18 protein-coding genes and 2 pseudogenes are annotated in these 20,072 nt (G+C 61.0%); 10 read left to right on the top strand and 10 right to left on the bottom strand.

The annotated features are described in order from the left end of the window. Positions 1-7: 7 nt before the first annotated feature. The 7 genes from NL64_RS22570 to NL64_RS22540 form a co-directional block, all read right to left on the bottom strand. A complete protein-coding gene (locus NL64_RS22570; protein ID WP_034150267.1) occupies positions 8-1,432 on the bottom strand; it encodes an undecaprenyl-phosphate glucose phosphotransferase in 1,425 nt (474 codons plus the stop codon). A gap of 464 nt (positions 1,433-1,896) precedes the next feature. After that, entirely contained in the window at positions 1,897-2,418 is a 522-nt protein-coding gene (locus NL64_RS22565) for a hypothetical protein (protein WP_034150266.1), read from the bottom strand. Between the two features lie 229 nt (positions 2,419-2,647). Beyond that, the gene (locus NL64_RS22560) at positions 2,648-3,169 is read right to left on the bottom strand and encodes a methylamine dehydrogenase light chain (protein ID WP_027620621.1); all 522 of its coding nucleotides are present in this window, start codon (positions 3,167-3,169) and stop codon (positions 2,648-2,650) included. 18 nt (positions 3,170-3,187) lie between these two features. Then, complete coding sequence (gene mauD / locus NL64_RS22555) at positions 3,188-3,808, bottom strand: methylamine dehydrogenase accessory protein MauD (RefSeq protein ID WP_034150265.1); 621 nt, start codon at positions 3,806-3,808, stop codon at positions 3,188-3,190. 5 nt (positions 3,809-3,813) lie between these two features. Then, positions 3,814-4,353, bottom strand: coding sequence for a MauE/DoxX family redox-associated membrane protein (locus tag NL64_RS22550; RefSeq protein ID WP_034150264.1), 540 nt, complete (start codon positions 4,351-4,353; stop codon positions 3,814-3,816). A 13-nt stretch (positions 4,354-4,366) separates the two neighbouring features. Then, complete coding sequence (locus NL64_RS22545) at positions 4,367-5,515, bottom strand: amine dehydrogenase large subunit (protein ID WP_034150263.1); 1,149 nt, start codon at positions 5,513-5,515, stop codon at positions 4,367-4,369. Positions 5,516-5,815: 300 nt separating this feature from the next. Continuing rightward, positions 5,816-7,303 (bottom strand): PAS domain-containing sensor histidine kinase, encoded by a 1,488-nt coding sequence (locus NL64_RS22540; RefSeq protein WP_034150262.1) that lies wholly within the window; start codon positions 7,301-7,303, stop codon positions 5,816-5,818. 396 nt (positions 7,304-7,699) lie between these two features. On the opposite strand from NL64_RS22540, the gene NL64_RS22535 reads away from it, so the two are divergent. The 9 genes from NL64_RS22535 (at position 7,700) to feaR (ending at position 15,638) form a co-directional block, all read left to right on the top strand. Beyond that, complete coding sequence (locus NL64_RS22535) at positions 7,700-8,863, top strand: acyl-CoA dehydrogenase family protein (protein WP_034150261.1); 1,164 nt, start codon at positions 7,700-7,702, stop codon at positions 8,861-8,863. A 29-nt stretch (positions 8,864-8,892) separates the two neighbouring features. Next, a complete protein-coding gene (locus NL64_RS22530; RefSeq protein ID WP_034150260.1) occupies positions 8,893-9,264 on the top strand; it encodes a hypothetical protein in 372 nt (123 codons plus the stop codon). Between the two features lie 3 nt (positions 9,265-9,267). Then, a complete protein-coding gene (locus NL64_RS22525) occupies positions 9,268-9,753 on the top strand; it encodes a nuclear transport factor 2 family protein (protein WP_034150259.1) in 486 nt (161 codons plus the stop codon). Further along, on the top strand, positions 9,750-10,904 hold the full coding sequence (locus tag NL64_RS22520) for an amidase (RefSeq protein ID WP_034150258.1): 1,155 nt from the start codon (positions 9,750-9,752) through the stop codon (positions 10,902-10,904). The genes NL64_RS22525 and NL64_RS22520 overlap by 4 nt, the downstream gene beginning before the upstream one ends. A gap of 10 nt (positions 10,905-10,914) precedes the next feature. Further along, positions 10,915-12,198, top strand: a complete 1,284-nt coding sequence (locus tag NL64_RS22515; RefSeq protein ID WP_034150257.1) for an aromatic ring-hydroxylating oxygenase subunit alpha — start codon at positions 10,915-10,917, stop codon at positions 12,196-12,198. Then, on the top strand, positions 12,195-12,695 hold the full coding sequence (locus tag NL64_RS22510; protein WP_034150256.1) for an aromatic-ring-hydroxylating dioxygenase subunit beta: 501 nt from the start codon (positions 12,195-12,197) through the stop codon (positions 12,693-12,695). The genes NL64_RS22515 and NL64_RS22510 overlap by 4 nt, the downstream gene beginning before the upstream one ends. Before the next feature lie 10 nt (positions 12,696-12,705). Further along, entirely contained in the window at positions 12,706-13,446 is a 741-nt protein-coding gene (locus NL64_RS22505) for an SDR family NAD(P)-dependent oxidoreductase (protein ID WP_034150255.1), read from the top strand. A 170-nt stretch (positions 13,447-13,616) separates the two neighbouring features. Further along, positions 13,617-14,567: a PDR/VanB family oxidoreductase gene (locus NL64_RS22500; RefSeq protein ID WP_034150254.1), complete on the top strand. Its 951-nt coding sequence runs from the start codon at positions 13,617-13,619 to the stop codon at positions 14,565-14,567. Between the two features lie 150 nt (positions 14,568-14,717). Next, on the top strand, positions 14,718-15,638 hold the full coding sequence (gene feaR, locus NL64_RS22495; protein ID WP_034150253.1) for a transcriptional regulator FeaR: 921 nt from the start codon (positions 14,718-14,720) through the stop codon (positions 15,636-15,638). Positions 15,639-15,992: 354 nt separating this feature from the next. Here feaR and NL64_RS22490 read toward each other — a convergent pair whose 3' ends face one another. Beyond that, positions 15,993-16,622: a response regulator transcription factor gene (locus NL64_RS22490; protein WP_034150252.1), complete on the bottom strand. Its 630-nt coding sequence runs from the start codon at positions 16,620-16,622 to the stop codon at positions 15,993-15,995. Between the two features lie 260 nt (positions 16,623-16,882). Here NL64_RS22490 and hpaC point away from each other — a divergent pair, with 260 nt between their 5' ends. Then, positions 16,883-17,395 (top strand): 4-hydroxyphenylacetate 3-monooxygenase, reductase component, encoded by a 513-nt coding sequence (gene hpaC, locus NL64_RS22485; protein WP_034150251.1) that lies wholly within the window; start codon positions 16,883-16,885, stop codon positions 17,393-17,395. A 634-nt stretch (positions 17,396-18,029) separates the two neighbouring features. On the opposite strand, the pseudogene NL64_RS31225 reads toward hpaC, so the two are convergent. Together NL64_RS31225 and NL64_RS31220 are read right to left on the bottom strand one after the other, a co-directional pair. Continuing rightward, positions 18,030-18,626: pseudogene (locus tag NL64_RS31225) on the bottom strand (methyl-accepting chemotaxis protein); the annotation flags it as partial. A 258-nt stretch (positions 18,627-18,884) separates the two neighbouring features. After that, positions 18,885-19,937, bottom strand: a pseudogene (locus NL64_RS31220) (HAMP domain-containing protein); the annotation flags it as partial. Positions 19,938-20,072: the final 135 nt, after the last annotated feature.

Genomic DNA, 20,072 nt, shown 5'->3' with positions numbered 1-20,072 from the left:
AGAATCGCTAGTAGGCATGCTTGCCGGTGAAGGCCAGCACCGTTCGCAGAAGAATGGTGAAGTCGAGCCAGAGCGACCAGTTGTTGATGTACTCGATGTCCGAATCAACACGCCGAATCATCTGTTCGATATCCCGCGTTTCACCGCGAAATCCACGCACTTGGGCCAGGCCGGTAATGCCTGGCTTGATGTTGTGGCGTGCAAAGTAGTCCGAGATGTCCGGTGAGTACTGAGCATCGTGTGCAATGGCGTGTGGGCGCGGGCCTACGAGAGACATTTCGCCCATCAGTACATTGAACAACTGCGGTAGTTCATCCAGGCTCGTTTTGCGAATAAAAGCGCCAACCCTGGTTTTGCGCGGATCATTCTTTTCTGCCTGCTTGACGGTACCCTCTTCGGGCTGGTGGACAACCATGCTGCGGAATTTCCAGATGCGGAAGGAATCGCCGCTCCAACCCATGCGTTCCTGTCGAAAGAATATCGGCCCAGGGCTGTCGAGCTTGATGGCAATCGCAACTGCGATCAGCACAGGCGCCGCAAACAGCAAGATGAGGAAGGCCAGGACTTTGTCTTCAAGATTCTTCAGGAACAGGCGCATTCCCATCAGCGGCGTTTCAGACAAGGTCAGCACTGGAATCCCGGCAATTTCCCGGACGCTGTGGTTGATCAAACGCAGCGAGAAAATATCAGGCACCCAGTTCACGGCGATGTGCTTGTCAAACAACTTCAGGTAGACGTCCTTGATTACCTGCGAACTATCCAGTGGTGTAACGAAATACACTGTACGAATGGAGTATTGCGTCACCAACTCATCCAAGTCGGAAATATTGCCCAGTATTGGCAAACGATTCGCGCTTTTCGCACCATCTTTTCCCTGATCTTCAACGCCACCGATCAACACGGCGCCGACGACCTGTTCACCCAGCCAAGGGTTATTACTGATTTTCTGATGAAGGTAGTTTGCTAGGCTTCCGGAGCCAATGATCAGAGCATTTTCCCGTTGAGTCGGGTGGGCCAGAAACTTCTTTTGCACTTCACGTGTAGCGAGATGCAACAGCAACTGAACGACGTACCCAATAACAAATAACTCCCCAACCAATAAGCGTGAATACTGTTCGCTTTGTTTGGTTAGAAACGCCATGGCAACCAGGAAACAAAAAACCGCAGTCCATGCCTTGAGCAGTTTGAAGGCTTTGACGGCAAAACCGACGTTGCTTCGATAAATGGCATAGTGGTCATAGACGACGGACAATGCCCCGAGCAACAACAGGACCATGATGACATAGGCCTGGGTGATGTAACCGATGTGATAATTGATCAAATACCACGCAACGCCCGTCACTGCCACACCATCCAGCGCGGCCTGAATAACGATACTGGTACTGCTTCGACGCTGGAGTACGGAACGACTACGGTTGGGCTCGAAAATCATAAATAGACCTCATGTCTGCTGCCCCTCGCGCTTACGGGTGACGCGATTCAGTTCAATACTGCCCTCGCTTGAGAGCGTTAGCGTCACCGTGATAAGCAACCCACCAGCGAAATTTACAGGCTTTTGGCGGGCGTGGCGACGGGTGCTGTCACTTTAGCGGCACTGAGCAATCATTCACTGATTTGCGACGTTTGGGTAGAACCCCGGAACTGATATTGATTCCATTGAAATCGATACCCGCTCGCAGCCACGGCTTTACGAGCGTCTATAGGCATCGACGTGCATGGGGCAATGTTTGGAGGTGGTCTGTAGCCAGAGGCGTGACACGAATCCCGCGGCGAGGGTGCTTGCTCCCGCCGGGTCGCGAAGCGGGCCCCCTTTCTATCAAAAAAAGCAGGAACCTGCTGCGCAGTCCAGCGGGAGCAAGCTCCCTCGCCACAGGTTCAGGGTTCTGCCGGCGATGCTCAGTAATTCATGCCGTCTTCAATTGCGATGCCTTGCGCACGCATTTGCTTGATCAGCTCGGCGCGGGTGCCGGGCAGGTTGAGCATGGTCTTGGCTCGCAATGCCGCCACTTCTTCGGCGGTGTACGGCTGGTAGTCCGTGGGTCTGCTTTTGCCCGCCATGCCGTCTTCACGCATCAGCCAGTTGAGCAGGTCGGCCAGTTGCGCGTTGTTCAGCGCCGATTGCGACATGCCCGGCACGCGCACCAGAAATTCGCGACCACCGGGGACTTTCAAAAAATTGCCGACGAATCCGGCCATGCGAGGCGTGTCATTGGCCGCCGAGCCCATGCCGTTGCCCAAGTGGCAGCCGGCGCATTGCAACTGGTAGTTCACGCCGACGCTGTAACCGGCCTCGGCGATCGGCTTTTGCAGTTCTTCATTACCCGGAGCATGCCGCTGACCGGGGTTGGGGATGGCCCGGGCATGAGCGAGCGGGGCGATCATGACGCAGGCCAGGCCGAGGGAAAGCAACGTACGCATGACAAGTACCTTTTGCGGGTGGCAGGTCTTACCAAAGAAAAAAACAAACCCGTAACGAAAAAAAACCGCCGATTGCCCAATACCCATCACTGTTGTGGCGAGGGAGCTTGCTCTCGCTGGACTGCGCAGCAGTCCCATAATCTGGGGCCGCTTTGCGACCCAGCGGGAGCAAGCTCCCTCGCCACAGGGTAGGTGTCGGTTAACCAGGCAACCGGCGGTAAAGCGCGTGTTAAACCGCCACGCCGCGGATGATCGAAACGGTGCAGTGGTAGATGTGCGATTTGGCAGCCAGGCACCAGTTCACGTCGTTGTTGTTGAACGGGCGGTAGGCCGGTTCTTCACTGTCGTTACGAGTACAGGCGCACTGGGCGCAGCTTTGCTTACCGCAGCAGTCGTTGTACGAAATGATGTAGTCCTTGCCATCGGCCGGGTTGCGGCAGGTGCCGATCCAGGTCACTTGCGAGGCTTCGGTGCCCGGTGGGCAGGACGTTACCGAACCACCGCAGCAGCTGCACAGAAAGCCGTCGATGGAGCAGTAACGCCAGTAGTCGCAGCTGTTCGGATCACCGGGGTCGCCGGCCTTCGGGTCAGTGGCGGCCAGCGCCTTGCTGGTGCGATCCAGTGGCAGCAGCAGCGGAAGGGCGGCACCGGCCACCATCAGCGAGCCCATGCGCGACAGCAGTTTGCGGCGCGAGGTGGTGTCGGCAACACGGCGAGTCGAGCGCTCGAACAACAGATCCAGCAGTTTCATGAAGGTCTCCCTGCCTTATCAGTGGCTATGGCCGTGGCTGTGGTCATGGTCGTGGGGCTGCGCATTGAGGTACTGCTGCAGCGTGGCGTGCTTGAGGTGTTCTACTTCGAACAGGCTGTCCAGGTGCTCGCGGGAGTTGACCAGGCCTTTGGCGCGCAAGGTGCCGGACTTGTCGATCAGCGCGGCGTACGGCAGCTTGCCGATCTGGTAGGTCATGCCCACTTCCGGGCCGACCACGTAGGTGGCGTCTTCCAGTTTGTGCTCGCGGATCAGCGCTGCTTGGGCGTCCATGTCGCCGTCGCTGACGAACACCACATCGAGCGTACCGGCCTGTTCCCTGGCGATGGATTTGATCGCCGGCAGCAAGGATTTGCAGATCGGGCAGGTCGGCGAGAGGAAGAACAGCAGTTGCGATTTTTCACCGGCATAGCCGAAGTTCACCGGGCGACCCTTACGGTCAGCGGCGGTGATTTGCGGGGCGGCTTCGTTGACGGCCACGCCTTTGTCGACCATCAGTGCGCCGGCCGGCGCCAGGCGGCCGTGCAGCACGCCAATCTGACGGACCAGGCCCATGACGACAAACGCCACGGCCACCAGCAGCACCCAGAGCAATACGTTGGAAACGATCAAGCCTTCCATTTTGATTACCTACCAATCAATTTGAGCAGAAGAGGGGAGTTCGCCAGCAGGCCATCGGCCGCGGCGTAGATGAGCAGCGCGACAGCCGCAGCGGCGAGGGTCACGAAGCCATCGAACACAGTCATGTCACGGACAACCGGCGCCACGCTGGCCAGCAATGCCAGCGCCACCAGCACGCTGTTGCGCAGCAGCAGAACCGGGCGCAGCGGTTGGGCCTGGTCTGGCCCGGCACAGCCGCAGTCGATGTCGCGACGGCCGCGCCACAGGTTGATGCCGATGGCGGCGGCGTAAAGCGCCAACAGGCTGGCTGCCGACAACGCCGCCCAGCCCCGGCTGACCGGGACCAGCAGCGCGAAAGCGATGGCCAGTTCCAGCAGCGGGATCAACCGCGCGCTCGGACGCACCAGCGCCGCGGGCAGCAGTTGGTAGTCCGCCAGCTGTTTGGCGAAGCGCACGGGCGCCCGCACCTTGTGCGTTGCGGCACTGGCCAGCAGCGCCGAAATGGCGAGTGCGCTGGCAATGATGAAGATCGGATCTGATTGCATGGCCGAACCTCGTTTAGTAGCTCATGACCTGAGTCGCGGTTTTGGCGACCTTGGCCATGCTGCCGGTGTGCTTGTTGGTCTTGAGGTCGAAGATCTGCAAGCCACCTTCAACGTCGGTGCCCAGCAACAGCGGCTTGTCGTCGCCGGTTGCCTGCATGCTCCACACCGGTGCCGGCGCTTCCAGGGTCGCGATCTTCTTCATGGTCTTGAGGTCGTAGGCCCAGATGAAGGGGCTCGGGTCTTCCCACTTCATCGGTTCGTGGGCGTCATGCATCAGCACGTACAAGCGGTTCAGCTTCGGCGCGACAGCCATCAGCTGCCAGCCGCCCGGCGCCCAACCGGACTTTTTCTCGGCATCGGTCACCAGCGACCAGCTCGGCAGAATCTTCGGTGCGTCACCGGAGAAATCCACGGCGCGCACGGTGCCGGTGGTGGTGGTGAAGTAGTAGGTGTCGCCGACGTTGACCGCACGCTCCACCAGTTTCTCGGCGTTCGGGTCAAAGAACGGCGTGCGGTTGCGCGCGGTTTCCTGACCCTGATCGTTGATCGTCACCACCTGCAGGCTGCCGTCGCCGCACAGCGAGGCGAAACGGCGATTGCCCACCGGGTAGTTGAGTACGCAGCCGGGAATCGAGATTTCCGTGGCGACGGCTTTGGTCTGGGTATCGACCACGGTCACCGAGGTCGACGGGGTGAAGTTGTAGACGTAGACGAAACGGTCATCGCCGCTGGTCTTCAGGCCGTAGCGCTGGGTCAGCGATTCGGCGCGCTTATTCGGGATCAGCACTTCCCAGGCCGGCGACAGCGTCGAGCTGTCCCACGCGGTCAGCACATCGGTGCGGGTGCCACGGGTGCCACGTGAGTACCAGATGTCAGCGCTGTAGATCAGCTTGCCGTCATGGCTCAGGGCTGAAGGCGCGGCAAAACCAGTCGGCACCATGCCCAGCACGCGCTTCTGATCCGGGTCGACCACGGTGATACGGCCGGCGACAAAGCTTTCGAACTCGACATCGACGACGAAGGCGCGGTGCGCTTCAGCGGGGAAGGCCAGGGTGGTCTGGCCGATGGTGTCGGCGGGCAGGTCCGCGCGGGCACTGTTCAAACCGAGTACAAGCAGGCTCAGGCCTAGCGCTGACTGTACGGAGATCCTGTTTGTTCGCATAAGGGGAACTTCCTGAATTGTTGGTAACGCGGATCGCGGGTGAGTGGGCAGATTCTGACGATTGAATAGTGCCTCGCCCCGCAACCTCAGGAATTGCCCTGCCTGCCAAGTGTTTGTGTGTCTGTGCCAGTGTCACTGACACGCCACAAATCCGGGGTATGCGATCCCCTTGTGGCGAGGGAGCTTGCTCCCGCTCGGCTGCGCAGCAGTCGTAAATCCTGATGACTCGGTCTGTCTGGAGAAAGGCGGGGGGCCGCTTCGCGACCCAGCGGGNNAGCTCCCTCGCCACAGGGTTGTGTATCAGGCGAGGGGAAGGGAGAAGGTAAACACGGCGCCACAAGGTTCCTGGTTCTGCGCCCAGATATCGCCCCGATGCCGACCGATGATGTTCTTGCACAACGCCAAGCCAATGCCGTTGCCGCTGACCTTGGACGAGAAAAAGCCATCGAACAGCTTCTCTTGCGCCTGCGCCTGAATCCCGCGTCCGCAGTCTTCGATACGCACCAGTGCCACGCCGTTGTCGGCACTGGCATGAATGCGCAGCACGCGGCGTTCAAGTGGCAGATCAGCCATCTCTTCAATCGCATTGAACGCCAGATTGAGGATCACCTGACCGATCAGCACCTTCTCGCAACTCACCCGCAGCGGCCTGGGCGAGGTGACGACTTCCACCCTTACCCGGCTCGGGTCGGCACGCAGGCTGATGAAGTAGCGGGTTTCGCGCAGCAGCTCGTTGAGGTCGATCAGCTCTTCGCTTTGCTCAAGCTTCACGACGTACTCGCGCACACTCTTGATGATCACGGAGGCGTGCTCGATCTGCCGCACCGCATTCTGCAAACCCCAGGCAACGCCCTGATCGGTGTCCGCCGTGTTGCCGAGGCGAATCACCGCGCCTTCAATGAAGTTGCGGGTGGCCGCCAGAGGCTGGCTCAGTTCATGGGCAATCGCCACGGCCATTTCACCCATGGCGTTGTAGCGTGCCAGGTATTCGAGTTTTTGCTCGCTCACGCGCCGGGCTTCTTCGGCCTGCACTTGTTCGGTGACATCGCGAAACAGCAGCAAATGCCCGACCAGATCGTCTTCAATTTCAATGTAGCGGCAGGTTGCGTCATGCCAGCGCCACTCGCCATCCTGCCGTTGCACTTTGTAATGCACGCTGAACGGTGCGTACTCTGATTTTTCAAGAGCCGGCGTGACGATGGTCAGCTGTTGCAGCAGACGCTGGCGCGACGTGTCATCGCACCACGCCAGGAAGTTTTTGCCGATCAGCTTGTGTACGTCACCGTTGAGCAAATGCGCAGCAGAGTCGCTGATAAAGCGGATCTCACCCTCGGGGCCGAGCACCGCCACGCCTTCGGCCAGGTCCTGCATAAAAGCCTTGAGCCGACTTTCGAAACGCTTGAGGTCGCGCTTGACCTTGTCCTCCTTGGAAATGTCGCGGAACTGCACCATCAGCACATCGCGACCTTCCAGGTGCACCAGCGTTGCCACCGCCTCGGAAAGAATCTCCACCCCTTGTTTGGAGCGATAACACCACTCGATGGCGCGCTGACCCGTGCGCGCGGCGCCCTCCAGCCATCGCAAACCCACTGAGCGCCGGTACTTCGGTGCGTCGCGGGTCATGTCCGGGGCCTTCAGTGGCGTCAGTTCTTCCAGGGTAAAGCCCAGCGCCGCCAGGGCGGCGGCGTTGGCCCAGAGAATTTCCTTGGTGTGCGCATCGTGAAGAATGATGCACAGCGGCATGGCTTCGATCAGCGCATAGAAGTCGTTCGGTTTTGGCAAATACATCGCACAGCCCTTGGCGGCAGAGGGTTCCGACCGGTGAAGTCAGAAGTATGGCTTTTTATACCTGCTCACGCATGGGGACGCGCTCAGAGGTAACCGGGGGCGATCTAGGGGATTTCTTTAGCCGGGGGGCTGCACGCACCAATAGTGGCGCCGGGATGCGGTTTTTACACTGGACCCATCAACGCATCGGTCTCTACACGGCACTCAACTTGACCACATTTCTGTAGGAGCTGGCTTGCCAGCGAGACGGCCTCGAGAGTACCGCAGATTCTGCGGGCCTCATCGCCAGCAAGCCGGTTCCTACAGGCTTGGTCGCCGCAATTGCTTGTGCGTATCAACAGTCGCCACGCCTCCAGCATGGTTGCGGCTTACAAATAATAAATGGAGAACTAGCCCATGCTGCGTTCCGCTGTCGCCGAAAAAGACCCTCTGACCGTCCCGGTCGAAACCATGGTCGATAGCCTTGCCTTCGCGCAAGTGCTGGACGAAGTGCGCCAACGTCGCGACGAGTTCGACGCAGGCTCCCACGTGCCTCGGGACATGATCGAGCGCTTCAAGCAGGTCGGCATCTACCGTGCCGCCACGCCGAAATGCTTCGGCGGTGACGCCCTGGCACCGCACCTGTTTCTGCACATGATCGAACGCATCTCCGAAGCCGACGGCTCGGCGGGCTGGGTGGCCAGTTTCGGCAGCGCCGGTGTCTACCTGGCTGCGTTGCCACGGGAAACCCTGGCTGAACTCTACGCCGAGAGCCCGGACCTGGTGTTCGCCGGCGGCCTGTTCCCGCTGCAACCCGCAGAGGCTGTTGACGGCGGCTATCAGGTCAACGGCACCTGGAAATTCGCCAGCGGCTGCAAAGGCGCTGACTTGCTCGGTGTCGGCATCGGCGCTGCGGGCGGCAAGCCACGCACCGCGGTGTTCCGCCCGGAGCAGGTAGAGATCGTCGAGAACTGGGACGTGGTCGGCCTCAAAGGCACCGGCAGCCATGACCTGCGCGTGAGTGACAAGCGCGTCGACGAGCGCTGGACCTTCATTCGCGGCGGGGCTGCGACCATTGACGAGCCGCTGTTCCGCTACCCATCGATTGCCTACGCCGCGCAAGTGCTGGCGGTGGTCAACCTCGGTCTGGCCCGTGCTGCCCTCGATGAAATCAGCCGCATGGCTGGCGGCAGTGGCATCACCGGCGCGCCGAAACTGTCCGACCGCGCTTACGTACGCATCGAAATCGCTAAGGCCGAAGCCAAGCTCGCCGCTGCCCGTGGCTTTTTCTACAGCGCCACCGAGCAGGTATGGAACTCGATCGTCGCCGGCAACCCGGTCACCCCGGAGCAAACCAGTTTGCTGCGTCTGTCCGCCATCCACGTTTCCCAGGCCGGCGCCGAGGTGGTGCAAAGCGCCTACAGCCTCGCCGGAACCACCGCCATTTACCTGCGCCATCCGCTGCAACGCTACCTGCGCGACTCGATGGTAGTGACCCAGCACGCCTTCCTCAGCGAAGGGCTTTATGACGGCGCTGGCTCGGTGTTCCTCGGCGTTCAGCCGTTCCCGGGCTACATCTGAATTCTCTATTTCAAAAAGGATCAATACCCATGACCCAGACCACTCAAGAACCACTGCGCGTCGTCTTCTGCATCGGCATCACCCAGAACTTTTTCGACCTGCCTACCGGCGAAGGCCTGAGCGTGTGGAAAGGCTTCAGCCAGATGATGGGCGACCTCGGCGCGATGCCCGGCATCACCGTGCTCGGCGCCATGGACGATGACCGCTTGATGGTCGGCCCGTCCACCACCTCGCCGTGGACCGTGTACATCATGGCCGACGTCGACTGCCACCAGTCGGTGATCGATGCCTGCAATCTGTTCCGCACCACGCCGGTCGGCCAATACAGCCTGTGGCGCTACGCCAAGATCGAAGCGCGCATCGGTCGCCCGCTGACCATCCCTGATGCGGCCAAGGTGTAAGCCATGGACCAGGCCTTGCTGCAGCGTCTGGCGACGCTCGAAGGGGAAAGTGCTGTGCGCCGCCTGATGGCGCGCTACATGGACCTGTGCGATGTGCCGCGTGCGCCGGTTGAAGTCAGCGAGCTGGCGCAGTTGTTCACGATCGATGCGGTCTGGGAAGGCGTTGGCAGTGCCACCGCGCAGACTTTTGGCCAGCATCGTGGACGTGACGCGGTGGCCGCATTTGTCGGCGGTTACCTGCCGCCGTCGGACCACTTCACGCTGAACCTGCATTACCTCACCAGCGAGTCGATCGTGGTCGACGGCAGCACGGCGCAAGGGCAGTGGATCATGCAGCAGATTTCCACCTATGCCGATGGCCGCAACGAGTTGTTCGGCACGCGCCTGAACATCGATTTTCGCTGCGTAGACGGTGTCTGGCTGATCGCGCATTTCCGCACGCAACGGCTGTTCAATACGGGGCTTTCCACCACAGAGGCGGGTGCATGAGTACTTTCATCAGCGAATTTCAGCTCGGTGGCAGCGGTAAACGCGTGGCCATCAAGGATTCCATCGACATCGCCGGCCATCCGACCCGTTCGGGCAGCCGTGCGTTTGCCGAGGCACCCGCAGCCAGCAAAAACGCCGAAGTGGTCGACGCGATCCTCGACGCCGGCTGGCAGATCGTCGGCAAGACCAACCTGCATGAATTGGCCTTCGGCGTCACCGGGATCAACGACTGGACCGGTACGCCGATTAACCCGCAAGCGCCAGACCGGGTGCCAGGTGGTTCGTCCAGCGGTTCGGCATCCGCCGTCGCTGCAGGCCTGGCGGACATCGCCATCGGCACTGACACCGGTGGTTCGGTGCGGGTGCCGGCGGCGTGCTGCGGGGTTGCCGGGTTGAAGCCGACTTACGGGCGTGTCAGCCGTGCCGGCGCGCATCCACTGGAATCGAGCCTCGATTGCGTCGGTCCGTTCGCCAAGAGCATGGACGACCTGATCGCGGCCATGCAGGTGATTTGCCCAGGCTTTGCAATGCAGGGCCTGCCAGGTGACGGCGCCAAGGTGGCCTTCCTTGAAGTGGCCTGCGATCCGCATTTGCAAGCGAGCCTCGGTACCGCTGCCGACCGTGCCGGATGGCGTCGCAGCAGCCTGTATTTGAGCGAGTTCGAAGCAGCCTTCGCTGCCGGTTTGACCGTGATCAATTTCGAGAACTGGGCCGCGTTCGGTCACCTGACCGGCAAGGGCTTGATCGGTGCGGATGTGGAAACACGTTTGCTGGCGGCCAGCCGCACTACTCGTGAAGAGCTCGCAGAGGCCGAAACCGTGCGCACACGTTTCACGCAACAGGTGGATGCGGCGCTGGAAGACTTCGCCGTGTTGCTGCTGCCGACGCTGCCGACCTTGCCGCCAACCCTCAGCGAAGCTCGCGCTGGTAGCAAAGCCGTGGCCGGCATGACCCCACTGGTGCGCCCCTTCAACCTCAGCGGCCACCCGGCGCTGACGGTGCCGGTGGAACTGGTTTGCGGCGGGCTGAAAGTCGGCCTGCAGATCGTCGGCCGAAAAGGCCAGGACGAATTGGTCTGCGCCTTCGGAGCGCAGTTGCAACAAAGCATGGCCGGTGAACGGTCGACCCCAAATCATAAAAATAAAGCATGAGGAGGACCGTATGAGTACTCATGAAAACCGTCTGATCGCCACATCGCGCAGCATGGACCAACTGGTCCGGCACGACCGCGTTGACGTCTCGCTGTACAACGACCCGGCGCTGTTCGAAGCCGAGCTCGAGAAGATTTTCTACCGCACCTGGGTGTGGGTTGCCCACGAAAGCGAAGTGCGCAACAGCGGCGACTTCAAGACCGCCACCATTGGCCGTCGTCCGGTGATCGTTGTTCGTGACAAGAAGAACAACATCAACGTGCTGGAAAACCGTTGCCGCCACCGTGGTGCCACCGTGTGCGAGAAGCACAAGGGCAATGCCACCGGTTTCACCTGCCCGTACCACAGTTGGTCCTATGGCCTGGACGGCAAGTTGCGGGCGCTGCCGTATCCGGATGGCTACGAAGGCATTCTGGAGAAATCCGAACTGCCGCTGACCAGCCTGCGCGTTGAAAGCTACGCCGGCATGGTCTTCGCCAGCTACATCGACGACATAGAACCGCTGGAAGACTTCCTCGGCGGGGCGAAACACTGGATGGACCTGTTCATGAAGCAGGGCGCCGGTTACCCGATCAAGACCCAGGGCGAACACAAGTTCAGCTTCAAGGGCAACTGGAAGATCCAGCTGGAAAACACCACCGACGGTTACCACTTCCCGATCGTGCACAAGTCGTTCATGTCGTCGGTGGATGAAGAAACTTCGGAAATGCTCTCGTTCATGACTGACGAACAAGCCGTCACTCATTCGCTGGGTAATGGCCACAGCGTAATGGTGATGGTGCCGGAGCACGTCGACCTCGATCACGACGACGGCACCGAACAACTGCAAGAGCGTTTCGCCCACGTCACCGAAGAACTATCGAAAACCATGCCGCCGGAACAGGTGCGCCGCATCGTTCGTTCGCTGCACGGCGCCGGGTTCAACCTGAACCTGTTCCCGAACATCGCGATGTCGATGTCGTTCTTCCGCGTGCTGCGCCCGGTGTCGGTCACTGAAACCGAGATCCGCCACGTGGCCCTCGGCATGGACGGCGGCCCGGAAATCGCCAACCGCGAACGCATGCGCATCCACGAACACTTCCAGGGCCCGTTCGGTTTCGGCAGCCCTGACGATGCCGAAGCCTGGGATCGCGTGCAACGCGGCTCGTACGCCGGTGTTGATGCGCCAATCCTGGTCAACCGCGGCCTGAACCGCGAAATCACCGCTGAAAATGGCGACAAGGTCAGCCACGCCACCGACGAGGGCGGCATGCGCGGTGCCTACGACATGTGGAAAAGGATGATGAGCCAATGAGCAATCACGACACCCTGAACGGTTTTTCCGGCCCGCTGGCCCAGGCCATCGAATTCATCTGGCGCGAAGCCGAACTGCTCGACCACAAGAACTACGCCGAATGGGCGACCTTGTGGAGCGAAAGCGGCAAGTACATCGTGCCGATCGACCCGGACACCGAAGACTTCGAAGCGACGCTCAACTACGCCTACGACGACGCGCGCATGCGTGACCTGCGCATCGAACGCCTGACCGCCGGCTATTCGCCGTCGGCAGTGGACGCGGCGAAAACCATTCGCACCATCTCGCGTTTCCGTCTGGTGGAAGCGGCTGGCGACATCGTCGAAGTCAACTCGGCGCAGTTGTTGTACGCCTACAAACGCGGCGTGCACACGCCGTTCGTGGCGGACCTGAATCACCGGATTCGTTTCACCGATGGCGTGCCGTCGCTGGAGCGAAAAGTGGTGCGCCTGATCAACTCCACCGACAGCCTGAGTGCGCTCGGCTTCCTTTTGTGAGGGCAACATCATGAGTCGAGTAGCCCTTGTAACGGGTGCTTCGCGGGGACTGGGCGAGTGCATCGCCCGCCGTCTGCACGCGGCGGGTTATCGCGTCGGCCTGGCCGATGTGCAACTGGACGGCGTGCGACGCCTCGCCCTGGAACTCGATAGCACCGGCACCAGCGCCATGGCCATCGAGCTCGACGTGCGCAGCAAAGCCGCTTTCCAGCAGGCGCGTGACTTGCTCGCCGAGCGCTGGGGCGGCACAGACGTGCTGGTGAATAACGCCGGTGTGTCGAAAGTCGCGGCGCTGATGGACATCACGCCGGAAGAGTTCGACGAGTCGATGGCGATCAACCTGCGCGGCACTTTCGTCGCTTGCCAGGTGTTCGGTGCGCATTTCGCCGAGCGTGGCTTTGGCCGCATCGTCAACATCGCTTCCCTCGCCGGACAGAACGGCGGCACCGCCACCGGCGCGCATTACGCGGCGGCCAAGGGCGGCGTGGCGACGCTGACCAAGGTCTTCGCCCGTGAACTGGCGCCGCAAGGGGTGACGGTCAACAGTATTTCGCCAGGTCCCCTGGACCTGCCGGTGGTGCGCGAAACCGTGGCACCGGAACGCCTGGAACAGATTTTGAAAATGATTCCGTCCGGCACCCTCGGCGATCCGTCGTTCATCGCCGACAGCGTGTTGCTGTTGATTGCCGACAACGCCACCTCCGTAACCGGCGCGTGCCTGGACATCAATGGCGGCTTGTACATGCGCTGAATGTTTTCCCGGAGGCAATCAATTGTGGCGAGGGAGCTTGCTCCCGCTGGGGTGCGAAGCGGCCCCGAGAATTTTGCGACTGCTACGCAGCCGAGCGCGAGCAAGCTCGCTCGCCACAGATCAGTGTCCGCCCCAAGACTTAATCGAAACAACAGTATTCAGGTGATGCCATGATGAAGGTGAAAATCGAAAGGATCGTCGAGGAAGCGCTGGATATCCGTTCCTTTCGCCTCGTGCGCAGTGACGGCCAGCCGCTCGACACCTATGAACCGGGTGCCCACGTCGACCTCACCGGGCCGACCGGCGTAACCCGCCAATATTCCCTGTGCAGCCCGCCGCAGGATCGCCGCGCTTACCTGGTGGCGGTGAAGAAAGAGCCGCAATCGCGCGGTGGCTCATTGGCGCTGCACGAGCAAGTCGAAGAGGGCATGGAGCTGGAAATGGGCGCGCCGCGCAACCTGTTCCGTCTCGACCCGGGCGCCACCGAACACGTGCTGTTCGCTGCCGGTATCGGCGTCACGCCGCTGCTGAGCATGGCCTATCGACTGGCGGAAAGCGGCCAGCCGTATCGCCTGCATTACTTCGCCCGTTCGGCGCAGTACGCGGCGTTTACCGAACTGCTGGCGACCCAGTTTGCCGACCATGTGGAATTCCACTACGGCGTTGAACCGGGCGATCTGGACGGCGCGTTGAGCGAGTGCCTGGAGCGCGCCGGCAATGCCGCCCATGTCTACACCTGTGGCCCGGCACCGTTCATGAACAAAGTGGTGGAAGTCGCCGCCCGCAGTCGCTCGGACGATGCCATTCACCTGGAGCACTTCGCGGCGGATCCGGCGGCCAACAGCGCCCCGACCGGCAGTTTCGAAGTGGAACTGGCCAGCTCCGGCGTGGTGCTGCACGTGCCAGCCAACACCAGTCTGGTCGACGTGTTGCAGGCCCACGGCTGCGACATCGACACCGAGTGCCGCGAAGGCATCTGCGGTACCTGCATTGTCGAGGTGCTCGACGGCGTGCCGGAGCACCGTGACAACTGCCTGTCGAACAAGGAAAAGGCCTCGAACAAGCAGATCTGCGCCTGCGTTTCCCGAGCGCTTTCCGCTCGTCTGGTATTGGACATCTAAGCGCTTTCTTCACTGGAAAGCGGACGCCGGAGCCTGTTGAATGGCGCCCGGCGACCATCGAGGGAGGCGATGGGGAAGACGAAACATTTTTACCGAGCCGCTCGACGAAGCGGCCGGAAAATAACAACAAAAACGTGAGGCTTTGCGGACATGATTACACCATCGGCGGTGCGCAATGAGGCGTTCGACAGTTGGCTGTGCCAGGTTAACCAGGCCTGCGGGCGTTTCGATGCCCGCGCACTGGACACCGATTTTTATGGCGAGCTCGCGGAGTTCCGCAGCGGTGCGATCAAGCTCAGTGTCGTCGACATGGCGCACGTGCACCTGTATCGCACCAGCAAGGACGTCAGCGTCAGCAGCGACGGCCATTACTACGCGGTGTTCCAGCTGCGCGGCAGTTCGCAACTGGAGCAGGGCGACAACCGGGCGCGCCTGGGCTGTGGCGACATTGCGCTGATCGATGCCAGTCGTCCGAGCGACATGACGTATAACGACGACTCCCGCCAGTTGTCGCTGATCATGCCGCGTCAGGTGGTCGAACGTGGTTCGCACTTCAATGCGGTCAATTGCGCCACGCGTATCGGCGCCAACAGCCCTTTGGCCGCGATGGCCAATCGTCTGGTGCTGGAAACCCGTCAGCAAGAAGGGTTGGACATGCAGGAAAGCGAAGCCGTACTCGACGCCCTGGCCAGCCTGCTGTTGCCGGGGATCAGCGCCAGCGAGAGCAATGGCGACGCCCATGAACGGCAATTTCGTAAAATCATCGCCTTCATCGATCAGCACATCAGTGACGAAGATCTCTGCCCCGAGATGATTGCCCGTGAAGTGGGGGTTTCGGTGCGCGGGTTGTACCGGATGTTCTCCAAGCGCGGCCTGGTAGTGGCGCAATACATCAAGCATCGACGCCTGGATTTCTGCGCGGAGAACCTGCGCCGCAGTGATGTCGAGCAGAAGCTTTCGGCGTTGTGTTATGCCTGGGGTTTCTCCGATTCCAGCTACTTTTCCTCGGCCTTCAAGTCACGCTTCGGCGTGTCCCCGGGCGCCTACCGCAAGCGCTATAGCCAGAACTGATACGGTCCCCCTGTAGGAGCTGCCGAAGGCTGCGATCTCTTGATCTTGGCGATTTCAAGGCCGCCGAAGATCAAAAGATCGCAGCCTTCGGCAGCTCCTACAGAGATCTTTGGCGCAGAAAAATCCCCTGTGGGAGCTGGCTTGCCAGCGATAGCGGGGTGTCAGTCACTGGGGATCTTGGATGTGCCGGCCTCATCGCCGGCAAGCCAGCTCCCACAGGTTCTTTGGTGAAGCTGCAATCTCCGGCATCACAGAGATCCCTGCGGGAGCTGCCGAAGGGATCCGTGGCGCACAAAAATCCTCTGTAGGAGCTGGTTTGCCAGCGATGGCGGCGTCATGATCGCCGCCAATCACTCAGTGCCGCACCGGCTCTTCCGTCGGCAAATGCAGCACTTCGCGTACCAGCATGGCAATGCTGCTCACGCCCATTTTTTCCTTGATCTTGGTGCGGTGCACATCAACGGTTTTGACACTGATGTTCAGCTCCCGGGCGATCACTTTGCTCGCCTTGCCGTCGATCACCAGCATCAACACTTCGCGCTCACGGCTGGTCAGCAGGGCGAGCTTGCCTTGCAGGTTCTGGCGCTGTTCCTGATCAGCCTGGGCGTGCACGGCGGTCTTCAGCGCGGCCTGAATGCGGTCAATCATCTGCTGCGGGTTGTAGGGCTTCTCGACGAAGTCCAGCGCGCCATTCTTCATCGCCGTGACCGACATCGGAATGTCGCCATGAGCCGAGACGAAAATCGTCGGCAGGGTGCTGCCGCGCTGGTTGAGGATTTCCTGCAACTGGAAACCGCTGGTCTCCGGCATGCGCACGTCGAGCACCAGGCAGGCGGGCTGCTTGGGGTCGTATTGGCTGAGGAACTCTTCGGCGCCGGCAAAGCACTGCGCCTGCACGCTGACGGACTCGAGCAACCAGGCCAGCGAAGTGCGCAGGTCTTTGTCGTCGTCAACGATGTAAACAATCGGTTTGCGGGTTTCCATCAGGGCTGCCACGAGAATTTCTAATTGTTGTTATCGCACGCAAGCACGCGCGGCGGACATCGGCTCATCTTTTTCGAGCCAGTGTGCAGAATACCCACTGCAACGGGCCGTGACGATAAAGAAACCACCTAGTCGACTAGCGGAAAGCCAACCTTTGCATGGGGATCGTCAGAATGGTTGCGCGCAACGTCGCGCCTTAGTCTTGTTCCATCACCTACGGGCCGCAGCAAAGCGGTCCTCCTGAAGGAAGGGGCATCGACATGGCCGACCTGAGCCAGCAGCAAATCGACTTTCGCAACGCCATGGCGCAGCTGCCTGCTGCGGTGAACATCATCACCACCAACGGCCCAGGCGGACGTTGCGGCATCACCGCCAGCGCCGTGTGCTCGGTGACCGACTCGCCGCCCACCGTGCTGGTCTGCGTCAACCGCAACAGCGCCACCCACGACGTGTTCCGCACCAACGGCCATCTGTGCGTCAACGTGCTGTGTGGCGAGCAGGAAGAACTCGCCCGCCACTTCGCCGGCATGACCAAAGTGCCGATGGCCGAGCGATTTGCCTGGGACCTGTGGGACGACGGCGCCGCCGATGTGCCGGTGCTGCGCGATGCCCTGGTGCAGCTGGAGGGGCGGATCACCGAGTGCAAGGAAGTGGGTTCGCATTCGGTGATGTTTGTCGAACTGACAAAAGTGGGCGTGCGCGAACCGCGTGACAGCCTGGTGTATTTCAACCGGTTGTTTCATCGCCTGGAACATGCCGGGGCGCATTGCTGATAACCCTGCTTTTGTAGGCGCTGCCGCAGGCTGCGATCTTTTGATCTTTGCTCTTTAAAAGCAAGATCAAAAGATCGTCCGAACGCGGCCCGAGCCTGCGGCAGCTCCTACAGGTCGCGGGTGTGTTGTGGGTGCCTTGTGGCGAGGGAGCTTGCTCCCGCTTCATTGCGCAGCAGTGGCAAAACAGGGGGCCGCTTCGCAGCCCAGCGGGAGCAAGCTCCCTCGCCACAAATGCGTCGTTTCTGTCGTAAGTATTCCTGAGCCAACCTGCACGCCCGCTCAACATCGGCACCATTTCTATCGCCTTCGGCGGGTATGAATCCAGCGCCAGCGTCCCGCGATCCGCCGTCGTCATCGGCTCAACCGCGTCGTATCTGCCCTCATCGCCAGCAGGCCGGCTCCCACAAGGGTTCTGCGGTGAACACAAGATTTGTGCCTCGCAAAAATCCACTGTAGGAGCGAGCCTGCTCGCGATGGCGGAGTATCAGGCGCCGATGATGTTGAATGTGCTGCCCTCATCGCCAACAGGCCGGCTCCCACAAGGGTTCTGCGGTGAACACAAGATTGTGCCTCGCAAACATCCACTGTAGGAGCAAGCTTGCTCGCGATTGCGATGTAGCAGGCACCATCAATGTCAGATCCGAAAACTCCCCACCAGTTGATTAAGCCGCGCCGCCTGCTGCTCCAGCTCGGTACACGCCCGCAACGTCGCCTGCAAATTCTCAACCCCCTGCAAATTCAGCGTGTTGATCTGCGTGATGTCGACGTTCAACGCCTCGACCACCGCGGTCTGTTCTTCGGTAGCGGCAGCGACGGACTGGTTGACGTTGTCGATCTCGCCGATGCGTTGCGTCACGCTGCCCAGGCGGGTGCCGGCGAGGTTGGCGATGGTGACGCTTTCTTCGCTGTGCTGTTGGCTTTCGGTCATGGTGGTGACCGAGTCGCGGGCTCCGACTTGCAGTTCCTCGATCATCTGCTGGATCTCCAGCGCTGAGGTCTGGGTGCGCCCGGCCAGGCTACGCACCTCGTCGGCCACCACGGCAAAACCGCGACCCGCCTCACCGGCCCGCGCTGCTTCGATCGCGGCGTTGAGTGCCAACAGGTTGGTTTGCTGTGAGATGCCCTTGATCACTTCGAGGATCTGCCCGATGTTCACGGTTTTGTCGTTGAGCACTTCGATGTTGGCGCACGATGCGCTGATTTTCCCGGACAGTTCGTTCATCACCTCAATCGTGCGTTCCACCACCTGACGCCCGTCCTCGGCCTGTTGCCGCGCGGCGGAAGCCTGCTGCGAAGCATCGGACGCGTTGTGGGCGATTTCCTGGGCGGCGGCACCCAGTTGATTGATCGCAGCGGCGACGCTGTTGGTGCGGGTCGATTGATCGTCGAAATTGCTCAAGGATGAATTGGACGCCTCCAGCACACGCCGCGCCCCTTCATTCACGCCAAGGGCGGCTGACGACACCTCGCGAATCGACTGGTGAATGCGTTCGACAAAGCGGTTGAACGCGGTGGCCAACTGGCCGATTTCATCCCGCGATTGCACCGCCAGGCGCCGGGTCAGATCGCCTTCACCGAGGGAAATGTCCTCCATGACACGGGTCAGCACTTGCAGTGGTCGGGTGATGCGTTGCGCCGTGTACCAGATCAACAGCAGGCCGAGCAGGGCCGAGCCGCCACCGAGCAGCAGTTCCAGCGCGGTGCTTTGCACACCTTGGGCGTCGAGTTCCTTTTGCAGGGTAGTGACCGGTGCCAGCAACACCTCTTGCGGTACGCCTACCAACACGCCCCACGGCGCGGCGCCGGCAATCGGTGCCAGGGGCTCGAGCACTTTGATTTGCTGAGGGTCGACGAACACCTTCGGCTGGCCTTGGCGCAGGGCTTCCATTACCTCGGCACTGTCCATCGGTTGACCCAGGCGAGTGACATCCTGACTGTTGGCGGAGATCACGCCACGGGGGCTGACGATGCTGATCTGCCCATGGCCATCGAACAATTCCAGTGCACTGGTTTCACTGTTCTTTTGCAACGCGGCGAGGTTGATGTCGAGGCCGACGACAGCGATGACCTTGCCGTTTTCCAACAACGGAAACGCGACGCTGGTCACCAGTTTGCGACTGCCGGACGCCTCGTCGAAGTAGGGTTCCAGAACGCAGGGCTGACGGGTGTCGCGGGCGCACGTGTAGAAGGCGTTGTACGGAGCGCCGCTCGGGCCGGGCTCGGTGTTGGCGAGCAGGCCTTCGTCGCCGATCACGGCTTGCAGTTCGCCGGGTTTGCTCTGCACCCAGTACAGCGAGAAGCGTCCGGTTTCGTTGCTGCCCAGGTCCGGCTTGTCGGCGAAACCGGCGTCGGCACCGTCCAAAGCGTCCGGTTCAAAAATGACGTAAAGCCCGAGCAGGTCGGGCTTGTCGATCAGTGCCTGGTGAAGCTGGGTGCTCAGCTCTTGGCGCAGTTGTTGGCGGGTGAGGTTCCCTTGATGCTGGAGTTGCCTCAGGTAAAGCAAATACCGTGATAACCCCTGGCCAAATTCGTGGGTCTGCATGAAGGTGCGTTGCACCTGCATGGCCTGCACTTTGCCCAAAGCCTGCATGTGTTCCTTGGCGGCGTCGGCGAGCATTTCGCTGCTGGCCTGGGCCACTTGCTGGCTGCTCTGGTGGGTCTGGTAGAGCGACAAACC

The organism is Pseudomonas fluorescens, assembly GCF_000802965.1.
Classification (GTDB): Bacteria; Pseudomonadota; Gammaproteobacteria; order Pseudomonadales; family Pseudomonadaceae; genus Aquipseudomonas; species Aquipseudomonas fluorescens_A.
This window is presented reverse-complemented; position numbering and strand designations above follow the sequence as displayed.